The sequence below is a fragment of the Pseudomonas sp. 3MAES_34.3B genome (genome assembly GCF_058145875.1).
Genome location: NZ_CM176960.1, coordinates 2318099 through 2334289, shown reverse-complemented (window position 1 = coordinate 2334289; position 16191 = coordinate 2318099). Strand labels below are relative to the sequence as shown.

14 protein-coding genes are annotated in these 16191 nt (G+C 62.9%); 10 read left to right on the top strand and 4 right to left on the bottom strand.

Annotated features, from left to right (window positions below; all coding sequences use genetic code 11):
• The first annotated feature begins 108 nt into the window (after window positions 1–108).
• The 3 genes from AC3Z8Y_RS10415 to AC3Z8Y_RS10405 all read left to right on the top strand — a co-directional run bounded on the left by AC3Z8Y_RS10415 (window position 109) and on the right by AC3Z8Y_RS10405 (window position 4613).
• Window positions 109–831, top strand: a complete 723-nt coding sequence (locus AC3Z8Y_RS10415) for a pirin family protein (RefSeq protein WP_490089616.1) — start codon at window positions 109–111, stop codon at window positions 829–831.
• Between the two features lie 195 nt (window positions 832–1026).
• On the top strand, window positions 1027–3099 hold the full coding sequence (gene tkt / locus AC3Z8Y_RS10410) for a transketolase (RefSeq protein ID WP_490089615.1): 2073 nt from the start codon (window positions 1027–1029) through the stop codon (window positions 3097–3099).
• Between the two features lie 126 nt (window positions 3100–3225).
• A protein-coding gene (locus AC3Z8Y_RS10405; protein ID WP_490089614.1) for an IS3 family transposase occupies window positions 3226–4613 on the top strand; the annotation gives its coding sequence in 2 pieces (ribosomal slippage) (window positions 3226–3742 and window positions 3742–4613; 1389 coding nt in all).
• Window positions 4614–4722: 109 nt separating this feature from the next.
• On the opposite strand, the gene treS is transcribed toward AC3Z8Y_RS10405, so the two are convergent.
• Window positions 4723–6789, bottom strand: a complete 2067-nt coding sequence (gene treS / locus AC3Z8Y_RS10400; RefSeq protein WP_490089613.1) for a maltose alpha-D-glucosyltransferase — start codon at window positions 6787–6789, stop codon at window positions 4723–4725.
• A 289-nt stretch (window positions 6790–7078) separates the two neighbouring features.
• Between treS and AC3Z8Y_RS10395 the strand changes: the two genes are divergently transcribed.
• Window positions 7079–8551, top strand: a complete 1473-nt coding sequence (locus AC3Z8Y_RS10395) for a sensor domain-containing diguanylate cyclase (RefSeq protein WP_490089612.1) — start codon at window positions 7079–7081, stop codon at window positions 8549–8551.
• 71 nt (window positions 8552–8622) lie between these two features.
• Here AC3Z8Y_RS10395 and AC3Z8Y_RS10390 read toward each other — a convergent pair whose 3' ends face one another.
• Together AC3Z8Y_RS10390 and AC3Z8Y_RS10385 are read right to left on the bottom strand one after the other, a co-directional pair.
• The gene (locus AC3Z8Y_RS10390; RefSeq protein WP_490089611.1) at window positions 8623–9315 is read right to left on the bottom strand and encodes a metallophosphoesterase; all 693 of its coding nucleotides are present in this window, start codon (window positions 9313–9315) and stop codon (window positions 8623–8625) included.
• Window positions 9316–9338: 23 nt separating this feature from the next.
• A complete protein-coding gene (locus tag AC3Z8Y_RS10385; RefSeq protein WP_490089610.1) occupies window positions 9339–9866 on the bottom strand; it encodes a DUF4946 domain-containing protein in 528 nt (175 codons plus the stop codon).
• Between the two features lie 123 nt (window positions 9867–9989).
• On the opposite strand from AC3Z8Y_RS10385, the gene AC3Z8Y_RS10380 reads away from it, so the two are divergent.
• The 4 genes from AC3Z8Y_RS10380 (at window position 9990) to AC3Z8Y_RS10365 (ending at window position 12104) form a co-directional block, all read left to right on the top strand.
• Window positions 9990–10382: a VOC family protein gene (locus AC3Z8Y_RS10380; RefSeq protein WP_490089609.1), complete on the top strand. Its 393-nt coding sequence runs from the start codon at window positions 9990–9992 to the stop codon at window positions 10380–10382.
• Between the two features lie 56 nt (window positions 10383–10438).
• Window positions 10439–10612 (top strand): hypothetical protein, encoded by a 174-nt coding sequence (locus AC3Z8Y_RS10375; RefSeq protein ID WP_225773904.1) that lies wholly within the window; start codon window positions 10439–10441, stop codon window positions 10610–10612.
• Window positions 10613–10615: 3 nt separating this feature from the next.
• The gene (locus AC3Z8Y_RS10370; protein WP_490089608.1) at window positions 10616–10903 is read left to right on the top strand and encodes a hypothetical protein; all 288 of its coding nucleotides are present in this window, start codon (window positions 10616–10618) and stop codon (window positions 10901–10903) included.
• A 73-nt stretch (window positions 10904–10976) separates the two neighbouring features.
• Complete coding sequence (locus AC3Z8Y_RS10365; protein ID WP_181111857.1) at window positions 10977–12104, top strand: mechanosensitive ion channel family protein; 1128 nt, start codon at window positions 10977–10979, stop codon at window positions 12102–12104.
• A 62-nt stretch (window positions 12105–12166) separates the two neighbouring features.
• On the opposite strand, the gene AC3Z8Y_RS10360 is transcribed toward AC3Z8Y_RS10365, so the two are convergent.
• The gene (locus AC3Z8Y_RS10360) at window positions 12167–12355 is read right to left on the bottom strand and encodes a hypothetical protein (RefSeq protein WP_490089607.1); all 189 of its coding nucleotides are present in this window, start codon (window positions 12353–12355) and stop codon (window positions 12167–12169) included.
• Window positions 12356–12667: 312 nt separating this feature from the next.
• Between AC3Z8Y_RS10360 and AC3Z8Y_RS10355 the strand changes: the two genes are divergently transcribed.
• Complete coding sequence (locus AC3Z8Y_RS10355; protein ID WP_490089606.1) at window positions 12668–13705, top strand: NADP(H)-dependent aldo-keto reductase; 1038 nt, start codon at window positions 12668–12670, stop codon at window positions 13703–13705.
• 117 nt (window positions 13706–13822) lie between these two features.
• A complete protein-coding gene (locus tag AC3Z8Y_RS10350; RefSeq protein WP_490089605.1) occupies window positions 13823–16162 on the top strand; it encodes an FdhF/YdeP family oxidoreductase in 2340 nt (779 codons plus the stop codon).
• Window positions 16163–16191 lie beyond the last annotated feature (29 nt).

The window sequence follows — 16191 nt, the reverse complement described above, 5'->3', positions numbered from 1 at the left end:
GCACTCACTGTCAACGTCTGCGAGACAGTATGGCGTGTTTCAGCTACTTAATACATCTGCGGCGCGACAGTACACTAGCCCCATACCCACTCACACGAGGTGCACGACATGCTTGCTCTGCGCAAATCCAATGAACGCGGCCTGGCCAATCACGGTTGGCTCAAATCCTTCCATACCTTCTCGTTCGCGTCCTATCGCGACCCGCGCGAGCAAGGGTTCTCCGACCTGCTGGTGATCAACGATGACCGCGTGGCGCCCGCCAAGGGCTTCGGTCAGCACCCGCACCGGGACATGGAAATCTTCTCTTATGTGCTCGAAGGCGCGCTGGAGCACCAGGACAGCCTGGGCACCGGCTCGGTTATCCGCCCTGGCGACGTACAACTGATGAGCGCAGGCCGTGGCGTGACCCACAGCGAGTTCAATCACTCGGCCGACGCCCCGGTGCACTTCCTGCAAATCTGGATCGTGCCCTCGGTGCAAGGCGCCCAACCGCGCTATCAGCAACAGCACTTCACGAACGAAGAGAAGCGCGGCCGCCTGCGGTTGATCATCTCGCCGGAAGGCACGGACGGTTCGTTGTCGGTTCGCCAGGATGCACGGGTGTATGCCGGCTTGTTCAACGGCGAAGAACGCGCCGAGCTGACCCTGGCCGAAGACCGCTACGCCTATGTTCACGTGGCTCAAGGCAGCATCACCCTCAATGGGCAGAAACTGGTGGAAGGCGACGGCGTGCGGGTACGCAACGAACGCACCTTGACCTTGACCGACGGCGATAACGCCGAGGTGCTGGTGTTCGACCTGCGCCCTCATGAGTTGCCAGGCATGGCGTGACCGGGCCATCCCAACTTGCGGCCCTGACGGCCCGGTCGCGGCCAAGGCTCGCTGCTACGGGTTAGCAACATGAACACCGCATCACCCAAGGCAACTCATCAGCGCTACGGCGGTCAGCTTCATAACCAGCACGGTTACGGAGCCGGCCGCGCGCCGGTCCGCTAATCGACTCACTGTCGACCAAGGACCCCAACCATGCAAGCACCCTCCTCCCTGCCTGCCGCCGACCGCGATGCACGCGATCGCCTGTGCACCGACACTATCCGTACGTTGAGCATGGATGCCGTGCAAAAAGCCAACTCCGGCCACCCTGGCACCCCCATGGCCCTTGCGCCGGTGGCCTATACGTTATGGAGCCGCTTCCTGCGTTACCACCCCGACCACCCCGACTGGCCCAATCGTGATCGCTTCGTGCTGTCCGCCGGCCATGCCTCAATGCTGCTGTACTCGATCCTGCACCTGGCAGGGGTGGTAGAAATCGATGCCGATGGCAAGCCCACCGGCGAACCGGCAGTAAGCCTGGACGACATCAAGCAGTTCCGGCAGATGTCCTCCAAAACCCCGGGCCACCCCGAATACCGCATGACCACCGGCGTGGAAACCACCACAGGCCCCCTTGGCCAGGGCTGCGCCAACAGCGTGGGCATGGCCATGGCCAGCCACTGGCTTGGCGAACGCTTCAATCGCCCTGCCGGCACACTGTTTGACTACCGCGTGTTCGCCATTTGCGGTGACGGCGACATGATGGAGGGTATCAGCGGTGAAGCCGCGTCCCTCGCAGGCCACCTGAAGCTGGGCAACCTGTGCTGGATCTACGACAACAACACCATCAGCATTGAAGGCCATACGGAACTGGCGTTCAGCGAGAACGTGATCACCCGCTTCCAGGGCTACGGCTGGAACACCCTGCACGTGACTGATGCGAACGACACTGCCGCCCTTTCCCAAGCGCTGGAGCAGTTCGAAGGCGGCAGCAACGCGCCTCTGCTCATCGTGGTGGACAGCGTGATCGGCTATGGCGCGCCCAACAAGCACAACTCTGCGGCTGCCCATGGCGAGCCTTTGGGCGAGGAAGAAATCCGCCTCGCCAAGAAAGCCTACGGCTGGGACCCGGACGCTCAGTTCAGCGTGCCCGAGGATGCCAAGGGCTGGCTGCAGGCAACCCTGCGCGAACGTAATCAGGAGGCGTATTACGCCTGGGAAGCAGCGCTCGCCGCGTTGGAAAACCAAGCGCCTGCGCTAGCCAACGACCTGGTACGCATGCGGGCCGGCCAGATGCCTGAAGGCTGGGATGCGTCTATCGAACCCTTCCCGACCGATGCCAAAGGCGTTGCCAGCCGGCAGGCCGGCGGTAAGGTGCTCAATGCCTACGCCGAGCGAATCCCATGGCTGCTCGGCGGCTCGGCCGACCTGTCACCCTCCACCAAGACCAACCTCACGTTCGAAGGCGCCGGGAGTTTCCAGGCTGCCAGCTACAACGGGCGAAACCTGCACTTCGGGGTGCGCGAGCACGCCATGGGCGCCATCGCCAACGGCATGGCCTTGTGTTACCTGCGGCCATACACTTCCACGTTCCTGGTGTTCAGCGACTACATGAAGCCGCCGATCCGCCTGGCCTCTATCATGGAGCTGCCAGTGGTGTTCGTGTTCACCCACGACTCCATCGGCGTGGGCGAAGACGGGCCCACCCACCAGCCGATCGAACAACTGGCGCAATTGCGTGCCACCCCTGGCGTGCTCACGCTGCGCCCGGGCGATGCCAACGAAACCGCCCAGGCATGGAAAGTCGCGTTGAAGCAAACCGATCGCCCTTCCTGCATCATCCTCAGCCGGCAACCGCTGCCTACCTTGGATCGGGAGCGCTATGCCAGCGCGGATAATGTAGAGAAAGGCGCCTACGTGCTGGCCGACAGTGAGTCCCCGAAGGTGATCCTGCTGGCCACCGGTAGCGAGCTGAGCGTGGCGGTGGAAGCTCACGACACGCTCAAGGCTGAAGGTATCGACAGCCGCGTGGTTTCGATGCCGTGCTGGGAATTGTTCGAGGAACAGGACACTGCCTACAAGGACAGCGTGCTGCCCCCAGCGATCACCGCCCGGGTGGCCATCGAGCAAGCTGGCCCCTTGGGTTGGGACCGGTATGTGGGCAACACCGGCGCCAAAGTAGTGATGAACACCTTCGGCGCCTCCGCCCCCATCAGCAAGCTGCAGGCGCAGTTCGGCTTTACCGTCGAGAACGTGGTGAAGCTGGCCAAAGAGCAGATCCGATAGCCCGATTCGCGAGCTCCGCCTTCGGCTTCGCCCATCTCCCACAGCCGCGCAGTCGGTCCGTGGGAAGCGGGCGAAGTGAGGCGCGCCCTAGAAGTTGGACATCCATCCAACCTCTGGGGTGTATTCATGAGCAAGTACAGTACGCAGTTCAAGCTTTCAGCGATCGGCGCCTTCCTCTCTGGGGCCTACGGTTTTCGCCGCGTTGGCGCCGACTTCGGCGTTGATCCCACGCTGCTGCGCCGCTGGATTGCGGCCTATAGGCAACATGGCGAACAGGGTGTCACGCCGCGTGCGCGCCAGTCGTACACCACCGAATTCAAGCTGATGGTACTGCAAACGAAGTGTCGCGATCACCTATCGCTTCGAGAGGTCGCGGCCCTGTTCAACCTCGGCTGTTCCAGCCAGGTGGGCAGATGGGAGCGTGAGTACTACAGTAGCGCCATCGAAGCCCCGCGCCCGGGGCCCCAGGAATTGCCTGTTGTCATGTCCAAGCCGAAATTTCCAAAACCCCAGACGCCCCTTCCATCCGAGTCGATCAAGGATGAAGACCTGACCCATGACCAGTTGCTGGCCAGGCTGTACCAGGCTCGGGTGGAGAACGCTTACCTAAAAAAGTTGAAGGCGTTAAGGGAGGAAAAGGAAAGGCAGGCGGCAGCCGGGAAGAAAAAGCCCGGATAGTCACCGCGCTGCGGTCGGACTTTGACCTTGATGCGCTGCTCAAGGCGGCCGGGCTGGCGCGCAGCACCTACTACTACCAACTCAAGGCGATTGCTGCCGGGGACATGAGCGCCCCGCTGAAAGCTGCGATCCAGAGCATTCAGGATCAGCACAAGGGCCGATACGGCTACCGCCGCGTGACCGCGACCCTGCGTCACGACGGGCAGCTGGTCAACAGCAAGAAAGTGCGTCGGCTGATGGGCGAGATGGGGCTTCAATGCAAGGTACGACCCAAGCGGTACAAGTCGTACAACGGCCTGATAGGGGTAGCCGCGCCCAACCTGCTGGCCCGGAATTTCAAGGCCGAGACGCCGAATCAGAAGTGGGTGACCGACGTGACCGAGTTCAAGGTGGGCAGTGAAAAGCTGTACCTGTCGCCCGTGCTGGACTTGTACAACGGCGAGATCGTGGCCTATCAGCTCGCCGAACGCCCACAGTATGCGCTGGTGGGGCAAATGTTGGAGCAGGCTCTGAAGCGCTTGCCGGACGGTGCCACGCCGCTGCTGCACTCGGATCAGGGCTGGCACTACCGCTATCAGGAGTACCGCGACCGGCTACAGGCAGCGGGTCTGGAACAGAGCATGTCGCGCAAAGGTAACTGCTTGGACAACGCGGCCATGGAAAGTTTTTTCGGCACGCTCAAGACGGAGTTCTTCTACCGGGAGCGCTTTACCAGCATCGATCAGCTATGGACGGCGATTGAGGAATACATTCACTATTACAATCATTACCGCATCAAGATGAAGCTCGACGGCCTGAGCCCTGTGGCGTACAGGACCCAGGCCGCAGCAGCCTGATTTACTCGTCCAACTTTATGGGCGCATGCCAAAGCTCGCGAACAGGAGCACCACTAAACCCCGTGGTCGGCTTCGTCAGAAGGCCGGCCCCTACCTCCCACAACGGGTACTACAACGGCAACGACGCACTCACCACGCGCAACGCCAGGCCTTCGTATGGATCGAGGCTGATGGTGAAGTCTCCGTGTTCGCTCAAGTCCCCTTCCACCCGCTCGTTGATAATGTCCACCACAGGGCCAGGCGCGATGCCAGGTAGGTGGAGGGTTTCCACGAGTGCTTCGTTGCCGAAGTTCAGTGCGGTGATCTGGGTACCTTTGCCTGCGGGCAACTCATGAACCATGATCAGCAGCGACGGATGCTCGGTGTCCGGCACCATGATCTGCTTGCTGGCGGCAATGTCATAGGCACGGCGTACCGCGAGGATTTTCTTCAGCTGCGAAGCAAACGAATCCGGGCGCTGTAGCTGCTCTACCAAACTGCCGTACAAGGCACGGGCCTTGGGCATGCCGCCCACGGAGACCTCGGCGCCAGGGTCCAGATCCACCAGGTCATAGGCGCCGCGGTGAATCCAGCGGGTGTCGCCATCCCCCATCAAATGCGCCACTTGGTCCGGCGGCACCGGCAATGCACCGGCCAGGTCCCAACCGGACAACGCAAACACCCCCGGCTGCATGGCGTTGTACATCACCAGCAACAGGTGAATGTGCTGAATGCGCTTAACGTCTTCGGCGGTGAGGGTGTCCAGGTCGCGGATCCCCAGCGCGGCGGTGATGATGCTGGCGGTGGTGCAAGACACTCCATTGGTGACGAACTTAAGGTTATACGGCGCATGTTCGCCCGCGAGGCGCTCGTACATCTCTTCACGGATATGCTCGCGCAGGATGTTCCCCGGGAAGGTCTGGCCCTGGTACATGAACTGGTCATGGGCGTGCAGGGTCCAGAAGTGCACCAGCTCCAGCGTGAGTTCATCGTGGTTCTGCAAGGCATGGATCAGCGAGGCCGGGTCGATGCCGAAGCGGTGCATTTCCTTGAGCATCAGCCGCAGGAATTCGGTGCGCCCGGTCAACAGAGCGTGCTGATAAGCCGGGCGGGTGATGAAGTCATAGGACAGATCGGCACCGCCATGGGACATGGCCGCGATGTCATCGATGGTCAGGTTCAACTCCTGGAAGCTGAAACCGCCCGCCTTGCGTATCGCGCCGCCCAGCAACTGGTTGCCGTTGACCGACAGTGGGTGGCTTTCGGACCAGGCATTACCTTCCGGTCGGCGTTCCACACCCAGGAAGCCGTTGGCATCGAGCCGCAGAATGCGCGCGCCCACTACGTCAATGGCATGCAAGGCGTCGCCGATGATCATCTGCTGCGCTGCAAAGCTTGGGTCCAGCCAGTTCAATGAAGGCTGCCCTTCCTTGAAATAATGCAGGTACACCCAGCGCCGCGCCTTGCCGTCCACGCCCGTGACCACCGGCGTGGCGCTCCAGTCGGTTTCTTTCACACCCGGCTCGAAGAAGATCACCCGTTGCAACTGGCCGACGATGTAGTGCTTGTCGCGCAGGGTATCCACCAGCGCCGGCGGCAGGTTCACCGCATCGCGCCCCGGCGGTACTTCAGGCAGCAGGCCCCAGTCTTCTTCGCGAATTTCTACCATGTGGAACAGGCCCGGGTATTCCTCGTAGGCCATTTCGGCCAGGCGATAGTCCGCGCCCTTGCCGGTGTGGGACGGGATGGCATCCTCGATCACCACCGCGTTGTGCGCTGCCGCCAGGCGAGCAAGGGCCACGAGCTCTGCCTCGGTCCCCAAGGCCGGGTCGATATCGAAACTGATGCGATCGAAGTTGCCGTCGATGGTGGGGGTTTGGGTGCGCCCGCGCAGGCCGCCGGACAATTTCAGTGGGCCGTTGTGAATGCCCTGGATGCCGATCTCGGACAAGGCATGCCACAAGGTTTCATCACCCAGCGCCTGCAGCACCGAGCCCCCTTCACGGGTCACGATGGACGCAGGATAAGCCGTGAACCACACCGAAGCGATGGCGGAGGCGTCCCGTGGCCGGGCCTGGGCGAAGGGCCTCTGCCATAGCCGTGCTTGCCCTGAATACAGCTTGGCCCGCTGCTTGGCGGCGTTGAGCATGGAGCGCTCCACCAGCCAGCGCACGTAATCCGGATCAGGAGTGGTCATAGGGCTACCTTCCGTTGCAATGGATTCTGTTCAGAGTGCCGCGCACGGCGAACGTTGCATGGGAAAACACGCCCTGTTGTTGCAGCCAGGCGGCGCGACGGTCATCATTCGCCCCGACGGTCACCCGCTACGCTCGCAGCAGTAGCGGTCCCGCCCCCCGGCTTCGCTTGCAGCGCACCGGCTTCGTCGGGCGACCAGCCCATAGTCCGCACCTGTACAGCGAGCGCGCATGCCTGATAGCCGCCCCCCTCTCCCCCTCGCCCAGAGGAGCCCGGTCACGGTAGCGCTCATGCTGATCGTGATCGTGGTGTCGTCCCTGGTGGGGCTGGACATCTGGCAAAGCTGGACCTCCCGGCACCAGGCACTGCTCACGGCGCAAACCAACGCCTCCAACATGGCCCGTTCACTGGCCGAACACGCGGGCCATACTTTCGAGGAAGCCGATACCGTGCTGATCGGCATGGTAGAGCGGGCCCAGGTGGACGGTACCGAGGGCGAACTCCAACGGCTGCGCCTGCACCGGCTGATGAAGCGGCTTACCGGTTCGCTGGAGCAATTGCACGGCCTGTTCATTTACGACCGCGACGGCCGCTGGGTGGTCAGTTCCAACGAAGCCAACCCGCCCAACGCCAATAACGCTGACCGCGATTACTTTATTTACCACCGCACCCATAACGACCTCCACGCGCATCTGGGCCCGGTGATCCGCAGCCGCTCCAGCGGGGACCTGATCATTACATTGTCGCGCCGTATCAACGACAGTGACGGGCGCTTCGCGGGGGTGGCCCTTGCCACCATCAAGGTCGATTATTTCAAGCGCTTCTACGAAAGCTACAGCCTGGACCCCAACGGGGTGATCAGCCTCGTGCTGGCAGACGGGACAGTGCTGGTACGCAGGCCGTACGATGAGCAACTGATCAATACCAGCATCGCCAAGGGCGTTGTGTTTTCCCAGCTATTGCCCAACGCCACCGCTGGCACCCGCATGCTGCCTTCTGTGGTTGACGGCGTAGAGCGCTTGTATGGCTACCGGGCGGTCAGCCAGTACCCGCTGGTGGTGCTGGCCGCCGAATCCAAGACGTTCCTGCTCGCAAGCTGGCGGGAAAACATGCTGCGTACGGCGATAGTGATAACGCTGCTGCTGTCAGCGACTGGCATTTTCGGTGCGATGTTGATCCGGCAAATCCGGCAAACCGCGCAAACCGAGGCGGAATTGCGCGATGCCCATGCTGCGCTGCAGCTCATGGCCATGCAAGACAGCCTCACGGGCCTTGCCAACCGCCGGCAGCTGGATCAGGCATTGCCCATGGAAATCGGCCGTGCGCGGCGCAATGGCCGCCCGCTGGGCGTGATCATGCTGGATATCGATCACTTCAAGGCTTACAACGACATCTATGGCCACCCGGCCGGGGACGCTTGCATTCGCGACGTGGGCCAGGCTGTGGTGGCGAGCGTGGGGCGTGCCGGCGACCTGGTAGTGCGTTATGGCGGCGAGGAGCTGCTGGTGCTACTGCCTGAGTGCGACCTGGCCGGTGCGGTACGCGTGGCCGAACGCATGGTCGAAGCCGTGAGCGGCTTGAATATCCCTCATACGGGCAGCCCGTACGGCACGGTAACGGTCAGCGCCGGCGCGTACGTGTGGTTCGACCGTGAATTGCCCCCGCGGCCTCAGGCACTGGTCGAGGCGGCAGATGCGGCGCTGTACCGCGCCAAGGCGCAGGGGCGCAACCAGGTGTACCCGGCCTGCACGCAGCCGGTGTAGAAAACAATCACGGCCCCGATTCCGATGACCACGTTCGCGGGCTCGCGCCCACTCCTGCACAAGAAGGCGCGCTACGCCTGCACCACGCGCAACTGCCCCAACTCGAGCAGGCTGAAATAGCCCTCGCTCCAGCCCGCCGTATCAATATGCCACACGTTGCCCAGGCGCCTCGGCCGGCGCAACGGCGTATGGCCTACCACCACCGCGCGCACGTCGCGCACCTCGCTTTCGTCCCGTTGCTTGAGCCGGGCGCGGGACCATTGAAAGGCCTCCTCGAGTTCGATGGCATAGGGCAAGGCGCCGGTCAGGTATTCACGCAAAGTGGTCCAGCTGGAAAACGGGCAATGGGCGTGCACCAGCCCAACCAGCCCCTGGGCAGTTTCCACTTCCAGCGCCACAGGTAACCTGGCGAAGCGGTCGGCGAACCGCCGCTGGGTTTCCACCGGGCTTTGCATGAACCAGGCGCCCCCACTGTTGAGGTAATCCCGGGGGTTGAGCTGCGGGTCGCCGTCCACGAACTGGCGGGTGAGCACTTCATGGTTGCCCTGCACCGCATGGAACCACGGCTGCTCCAGCCACTCCAGCGCCCGCGGGCTTTCCGGGCCCCGGTCTACCAGGTCGCCCACGCTGAACAGCCGGTCCCGCGATGCGTCGAACCGCGCACGGTCCAGGGTTGCCTCTAGGCGGCTAAAGTGCCCGTGAATGTCCCCCACCGCATAATCGCGGCCGACCAGGTTTGGCCCAAAGTGTTCGAATCGCGCCATGGCGTGCTCCTGTGCCGGCCCGGTCATTGTTCTGCGTCCAGCACCAACGAGTTGCGGATTTCCAGCACCGCGCCTTCGTTGGCCTGGTATCCAGCGGGCGTTCCTGCGTACGACAGCGCCCACGCCTTGCGCGCCCCGGCTGCCGCCACCAGTGTCTGGGTGATCACATGCCCGCCATTGAGGGTGATGGTGCAGGTTGTTTCGGCCGCCGGCACTTCATTCAGGCTACTGGCTTTGACTCGCGTGCAAGCACTTTGATAGCCGCCCTGAGAAAAGTTCTTTTGTACCGCCTTGCGCATTTCCAGCACCACCCCTGCCACGTTCACCACATGCCCTGCCTCTACCGGGCTTTGGCTAAGCTCTACCACCATGGCAGGATCGCCACGGGTATCGAGCATCACCGCGCGTTGGCGTATCACGTCGCTGCCCGCCTCGGCGGGGATCGGCTCCACCTGCCATCCCGGCGGCCAGGCGACCACGGTGTCGCCCGCCATGGCGCAGGCCACAGCACCGAAGATAGAGACCACCAGCACAGCCAAGCGGTTCTGCATGAGTGCAGTCTTCCTCGAAAAAGCACCTAGTCTCGCAGCCGCGCTACAGTTCGTACAGCGCGGTAGACTGGACAGCGCGTGCGGGCTCTCTTAGGGTGACGCACCTTGTTGTGGAGACGTGTAATGTCCGAACTGCCCAAACCCGGCGCCTTGTTGTTCGCCAAAGACCTGGAGCGCATGGCGGCGTTCTACTCGCAGGTCGCCGGGCTGCCGGTCAAGGTTCGCGCCGAAGGGCGCATCGTGCTCGAATCCCCCCACTACATGCTGGTGTTGCACGCGCTGCCGCAGATCGTGGCAGACAACCTGATCATTGCCTCGCCGCCCCTGCGGCGTACCGATGTGCCGGTCAAGCTGATCTTTCCCGTGGCCTCGCTGGCACTGGTACATACCCTGAGCCCGATGCTGGGCGGCGGGGTCGAAAGCGAAGAGGCCGAGTGGGTGGGCCCGGGTTTTCGCGCGTGTGAAGGTTACGACCCGGAGGGCAACCTGGTGCAATGGCGGGAACCTTTGGCCTGAGGATCGCCTCCCTTGTGCAGGTGTGTCATTTACCCCCCACCGCAAAGGAGCTGACCATGAACCCGCAAACCCAAGGCACCGAGCAGCAAGGTCCCAGTGGCGTACCCTTCGTCAACGACCCCGCCAAGCCCGCCAACGCCAAAGTGCTCAACGATCCTTTCAATGAAGACCCCGGCTCGGAGATGGACGACGCTACCGTTCCGCTGATCGAGGACGACGATCAGGAGTGAGCGATGCTGTACGTCGACTGGATTCAGTGGCCGGCGATGCTGGCCACCGTTGTCGCCGCCTGGCTGGTGGGCTCGCAACAGTCCCGACGGCGCATGGCCGGGTTCTGGCTGTTCCTGCTCAGCAACTTGCTATGGGTGGTATGGGGCGTGCACAGCCAGGCCTGGGCGCTGATCGTGTTGCAGGGGTGCTTATGCGTCATGAACTGCCGGGGCTTGAGGCGTAACGCAAGCGTAGTGGCCCAAGCACCCTCCAGGCGTACTGATGGGCCCCACACTGCTGGCAACCGCTGAATAGACACCTCGGGGGGGAACCGCGCCGGCCTGCCTCGGGTCGGTATCGTTTGAAGCTACCCGAGGCGTACCGATGGACCTGATTCCCGAATCCTGGCTGGACCGCATCCCCCTGCCTTGGCTGAGTACGCTGATCGCGGCGCTGGCCGCCGTACTGTTCACGCTGGTGGTGCGCTGGCTTGGGCTCACTGTGCTCAAGCGTATCGCCCGCCGCATGTTGCTGGCCCAGCAGTTGATCTCCAAGGCGCGGCCGCCCTCGCTATGGCTGATGCCATTGCTGGCGTTGCAGTCGGTATGGACCTCGGCGCCCGACGATCTGCCGATGATCAACACCGTGCGCCACGTGAACGGGCTGCTGGTGGTGATCGCCTTCACTTGGCTGGGCCTGCGTTGTGTGGCGGCAGTCGCGGATACCATCGCCATCCGCAACCCGCTGGACATCGAAGACAACCTCACCGCACGGCGCATTCAAACCCAGGTGCGGGTGTTGGTGCGTTGCTTGAATGTGGTGGTCATCCTGTTCGGCAGTGGCCTGATCCTGATGAGCTTCCCGGCGGTGCGGCAAGTCGGTACCAGCTTGCTGGCCTCGGCAGGGTTGGCAGGGTTGGCGGCGGGTTTTGCCGCCAAGCCTGTATTGGGCAACCTGATTGCCGGCCTGCAGATCGCCATTTCCCAGCCCATCCGCCTCGACGACGTGGTGATCGTGGAAGGCGAATGGGGGCGAATCGAAGAAATCACCGGCAGCTACGTGGTGGTGAAGATCTGGGACGAGCGCAGGCTGGTGGTGCCGCTCACCTACTTCATCGAAAAACCCTTCCAGAACTGGACCCGCAGCGCGTCCAGCCTCATCGGCTCGGTATTCCTGTGGGTCGATTACTCGCTCCCGCTGGAGGTGCTGCGCGAGGAGGTAAAACGCATCTGCGCGGAAATCCCCCACCTGTGGGATGGCCGGGTGTGCGTGCTACAGGTGACCGATACCAGTGAAAAGTCCATGCAGCTGCGGATACTGCTCAGCTCGCTGGACTCTTCCCGCAACTGGGACGCGCGCTGCCATATGCGCGAGCGGCTGATCACCTTCATCAACCACGAATTTCCGCAATGCCTGCCTCAGCTTCGCGCCGAATTGCAGACAAAGACCGTCCGTCCCGATGCGCACCAGCCTGTGAAGACCGATATCGTCGAGCGCCAACCACCTGTTTGAATTTGTTCTTGTGAGAAGCCCGCAATGCGGGTGGTACAGCCGGGCGGCATGGGCCGCTAGGGTTACAGCGTCTGTTCGGTCGAAGCCATCGACTCGATCACCACGGCCTTCTGCGCCTCGGTGAGGTGGTCCCAGTAGTGGGTTTTCACGAAGAAGCCCAGGCCACCGGCGATGTACATGCACAATACTACGATCGTCAGCACGGCCAGCGGCGAGCTGCCGCTCTCGGCCTCATCCTGGGCCGGGGACAAGAAAATGTCCTGCAGGCGTTTGAAGAAATGTGTCAAGTAGAGCAATACTTGGCGCCCCATGGTTTGGGTAGACCTCTCTGAATGTGGATACGTCGGGATTGGCTCGGCACGGGCGATGTGGACCGCCACGCGGCTGCCGCAGCGGTTGTATGATAACCGAACCAGAAGTAGCCAAATAGTTAGCCTGCTAGGCATTACGACGAACTGTCGTGCGGCAATCTGTCTCACCGGTTCGGCGAATGCGCCAAAGGTGACGCACCACCCGTTCAATATTCCGGGGCCATCGGGGCCCGCTTGCACACAGGAGCTTTCATGCACTATCGCGTATTGGGTAAAACCGGGCTCAAGGTCAGCGCCATTGCGCTGGGCACCATGACCTGGGGCGAGCAGAACACCCAGGCCGAGGCGTTCGAGCAGATCCGCCTGGCCAAGGATGCCGGCGTCACCTTCATGGACACGGCCGAGATGTACCCGGTACCGCCGCGCGGCGAAACCTATACCCGTACCGAGCAGATCATCGGCAACTATTTCCGCGAACACGGGGACCGTGCCGACTGGATACTGGCCAGCAAGGTGGCCGGCCCGGGCCGCATGGACCACATCCGCGACGGCAACCCCCGGCTGGACCGCAGGAACATCACCGCGGCCCTCGACGCCTCACTCAAGCGCCTGAACACCGATTACCTGGACCTCTACCAACTGCATTGGCCCGATCGCAAGACCAACTTCTTCGGTGTGCTTGGCTACCAGCACGACGAAACCGACGTGTTCACCCCCATCGAAGAAACCCTCGAGGTACTCGACGAAGCGGTGAAAGCGGGCAAGGTTCGCCATATCGGCCTGTCCAACGAAACGCCTTGGGGCACCCAGCGCTTCCTGCACCTGGCCGAAACCCGCGGCTGGCCGCGCGCGGTATCGATCCAGAACCCCTATAACCTGCTCAACCGTAGCTTCGAAGTGGGCCTGGCAGAGATCGCCCTGCGCGAGCAGATCGGCCTGCTGGCGTACTCGCCACTGGCATTCGGTGTGTTGTCGGGCAAATACCTGGGCGGCGCGCGGCCAGAGGCGGGCCGCTTGACCCTGTTCGAACGGTTCCAGCGCTACAACAACCCACAAGCCGAAGCCGCCGCCGAAGCCTACGTTGCGCTGGCTCGCCAGCACGGCCTGGATCCGGCCCAGATGGCGTTGCAGTACGTGACCGAACAACCGTTCGTGACCAGCAACATCATCGGGGCTACCACCCTGGAGCAGTTGCGCAGCAACCTGGCCAGCATCGAGGTGAAGCTGACCGACGAGGTTCGTGCAGGCATCGAGGCGATTCACACCCGCCACCCCAACCCTGCCCCCTGATCCCGCCAGGGCCCAAGCCTGGCCGCTCATCGCGGGCCAGGCTACCGGGCTGCCTGGCCGAACCTTTGGCCGCTTCGTAAAGTCGTAACAGAATATGACTTCGCGAAGGCCGCCATCATGCACCTGCCCCCTCATGCCCGCTTCAAACCCTATACCCATGCTGCGGGTGGCTGGGGCTCGGCGCAGTCGGTGGCCGCCATCCTGTTGCGCGAGAAGGCGCTGGGCAAGGGCCCGGCGGCGCTGCTCAAACAGAACAAGCCCGATGGCTTCGCCTGTGTCAGCTGCGCCTGGGCCAAGCCCGGCAAACCTCACCCGTTGGAATTCTGCGAGAACGGCGCGAAGGCCACTGCATGGGAGTTGACCTCCTTGCGTGCTGACGTGGATTTTTTCAGCAAACACACCCTGACCGAGCTGCGAACCTGGCCGGATCACGACCTCGAGCAGCAGGGGCGGATCACCCACCCGCTTCGCTACGACGCCACCACCGACACCTACCGGCCTGTGCCATGGGAGGACGCCTTTGCCGCAATCGGTGAGGCCCTGAAGCGGTTGCCTAGGGAAAGCGTAGTGTTCTATGCCTCCGGGCGGGCGTCGCTGGAGGCCTCGTTCATGTATCAGCTGCTCGCGCGGGCGTATGGCAATAACCACCTGCCCGACAGCAGCAACATGTGCCACGAGAGCACTTCCGTGGGCTTGCAAGAGAGCATCGGCGTGCCAGTAGGCACCGTTACCCTGGCGGACTTCGAGCACACTGACTGCTTTTTCTTCTTCGGGCAAAACGTAGGCAGCAACAGCCCGCGCATGCTCCACCCGCTCCAGGAGGCGCGTAAGCGCGGCGCGCAGATCATCACTTTCAACCCGCTGCGCGAACGGGGCCTCGAGCGCTTTGTGAATCCACAAAACCCGGTGGAAATGCTGGGGCCTGAGTCCACGCTTATTAGCACCCAATACCATCAGGTTGCGATCGGCGGGGACCTGGCCGCCATGGCAGGCATCATCAAGGCCCTGCTGGCGTTGGACGCAGAGGCTTTGGCGGCGGGCCAGCCCGGTGTGATAGACCGCGCATTCATCGCCGAGCACACCATAGGCTTTGATGCCTTGATTGCCCAGATCGAAAGCTATTCCTGGGAAGCGCTCGAACGCCGCGCCGGCCTCGGCCGCGGCGCAATGGAAGCGGCCGCCAAAGTGTATGCCCGGAGTGAGCGGGTAATGGGCGTGTATGGCATGGGGCTCACGCAACACCGCCATGGCGTGGCCAACGTCCAGATGCTGGTGAACCTGCTGCTGTTGCGCGGCAACATTGGCAAGCAGGGCGCGGGGATCTGCCCGGTGCGCGGGCACTCCAACGTACAGGGCCAACGCACAGTGGGGATTACCGAAGACCCGAAGAAAGTACCTGGCGAGCTGATCGAGCAGGTGCTGGGCATCAAGGTGCCGGAAGAGAAAGGCTTCTGCACCGTGGACGCCTGCGAGGGCATGCTCGACGGCCGCGTAAGAGGCTTTATCGGCCTGGGTGGCAACTTCGTCCGCGCCGTGCCAGACACCTCCCGGATGGAACCCGCGTGGCAGCGCCTGGAGCTTAACGTACAGGTGGCTACCAAACTGAACCGCAGCCACCTGCTGCCGGGTGCGAGCCAGTGGCTGCTGCCTTGCCTGGGCCGTATCGAAATCGATCGCCAGGACGGCGTGGAACAGCAATGGGCTACGGAAGACAGCACGGGGTGCATTCACGGCTGGCGCGGCCAGAGCGAACCGGCCAGCGAGGACCTGTTGTCCGAGCCGGCCATTATTGCGGGCATCGCCCAGGCTACCCTCCCCCCGAATCCGAAACTGGACTGGGCCGCCTGGCGGCGCGACTACCGCAAGGTTCGCGAGGCCATCGCGGCGGTCTACCCGGAAACCTTCCACGACCTGGAGGTGCGCATGGCCGAGCCCGGCGGCTTCCATCGCCCCCTCCCCGCCGCCCAACGGCAATGGAAAACCGAAAGCGGCAAGGCGCAATTCACGACGATGCCCACCCTGGACGCTAACGACGACGTGAACGCCGGTGAGGGCCGTCGCGACGTGTTGCAACTGATGACGCTGCGCAGCAATGACCAGTTCAACACGACCATATACGGTTACGACGACCGCTTCCGTGGGGTGAAGGGCACCCGCAAGGTGCTGTTGATGAACACCAACGACATCACGCGCCTGGGCTTCGCCCCCGGGGCCTGGGTGAAAGTGACCACTGCGGTGGAAACCGGCGTGCCGCGCACGGTGGGGCCGTTACAAGTTCTTGCGTATGACATCCCGGCCGGCTGCTGCGGCGGGTACTACCCCGAATGCAACCCGTTGGTACCTCTATGGCATTACGCGGAGAAGAGCAAGGTACCGGCGGCCAAGTCCATTCCGGTGACCCTGATGCGCGCAAGTATGGAGCCTGGCGCCGTACCGATCGAGCTCAAGCGCCGCTGAACCACTGTACAGATATACACTTATTCGCT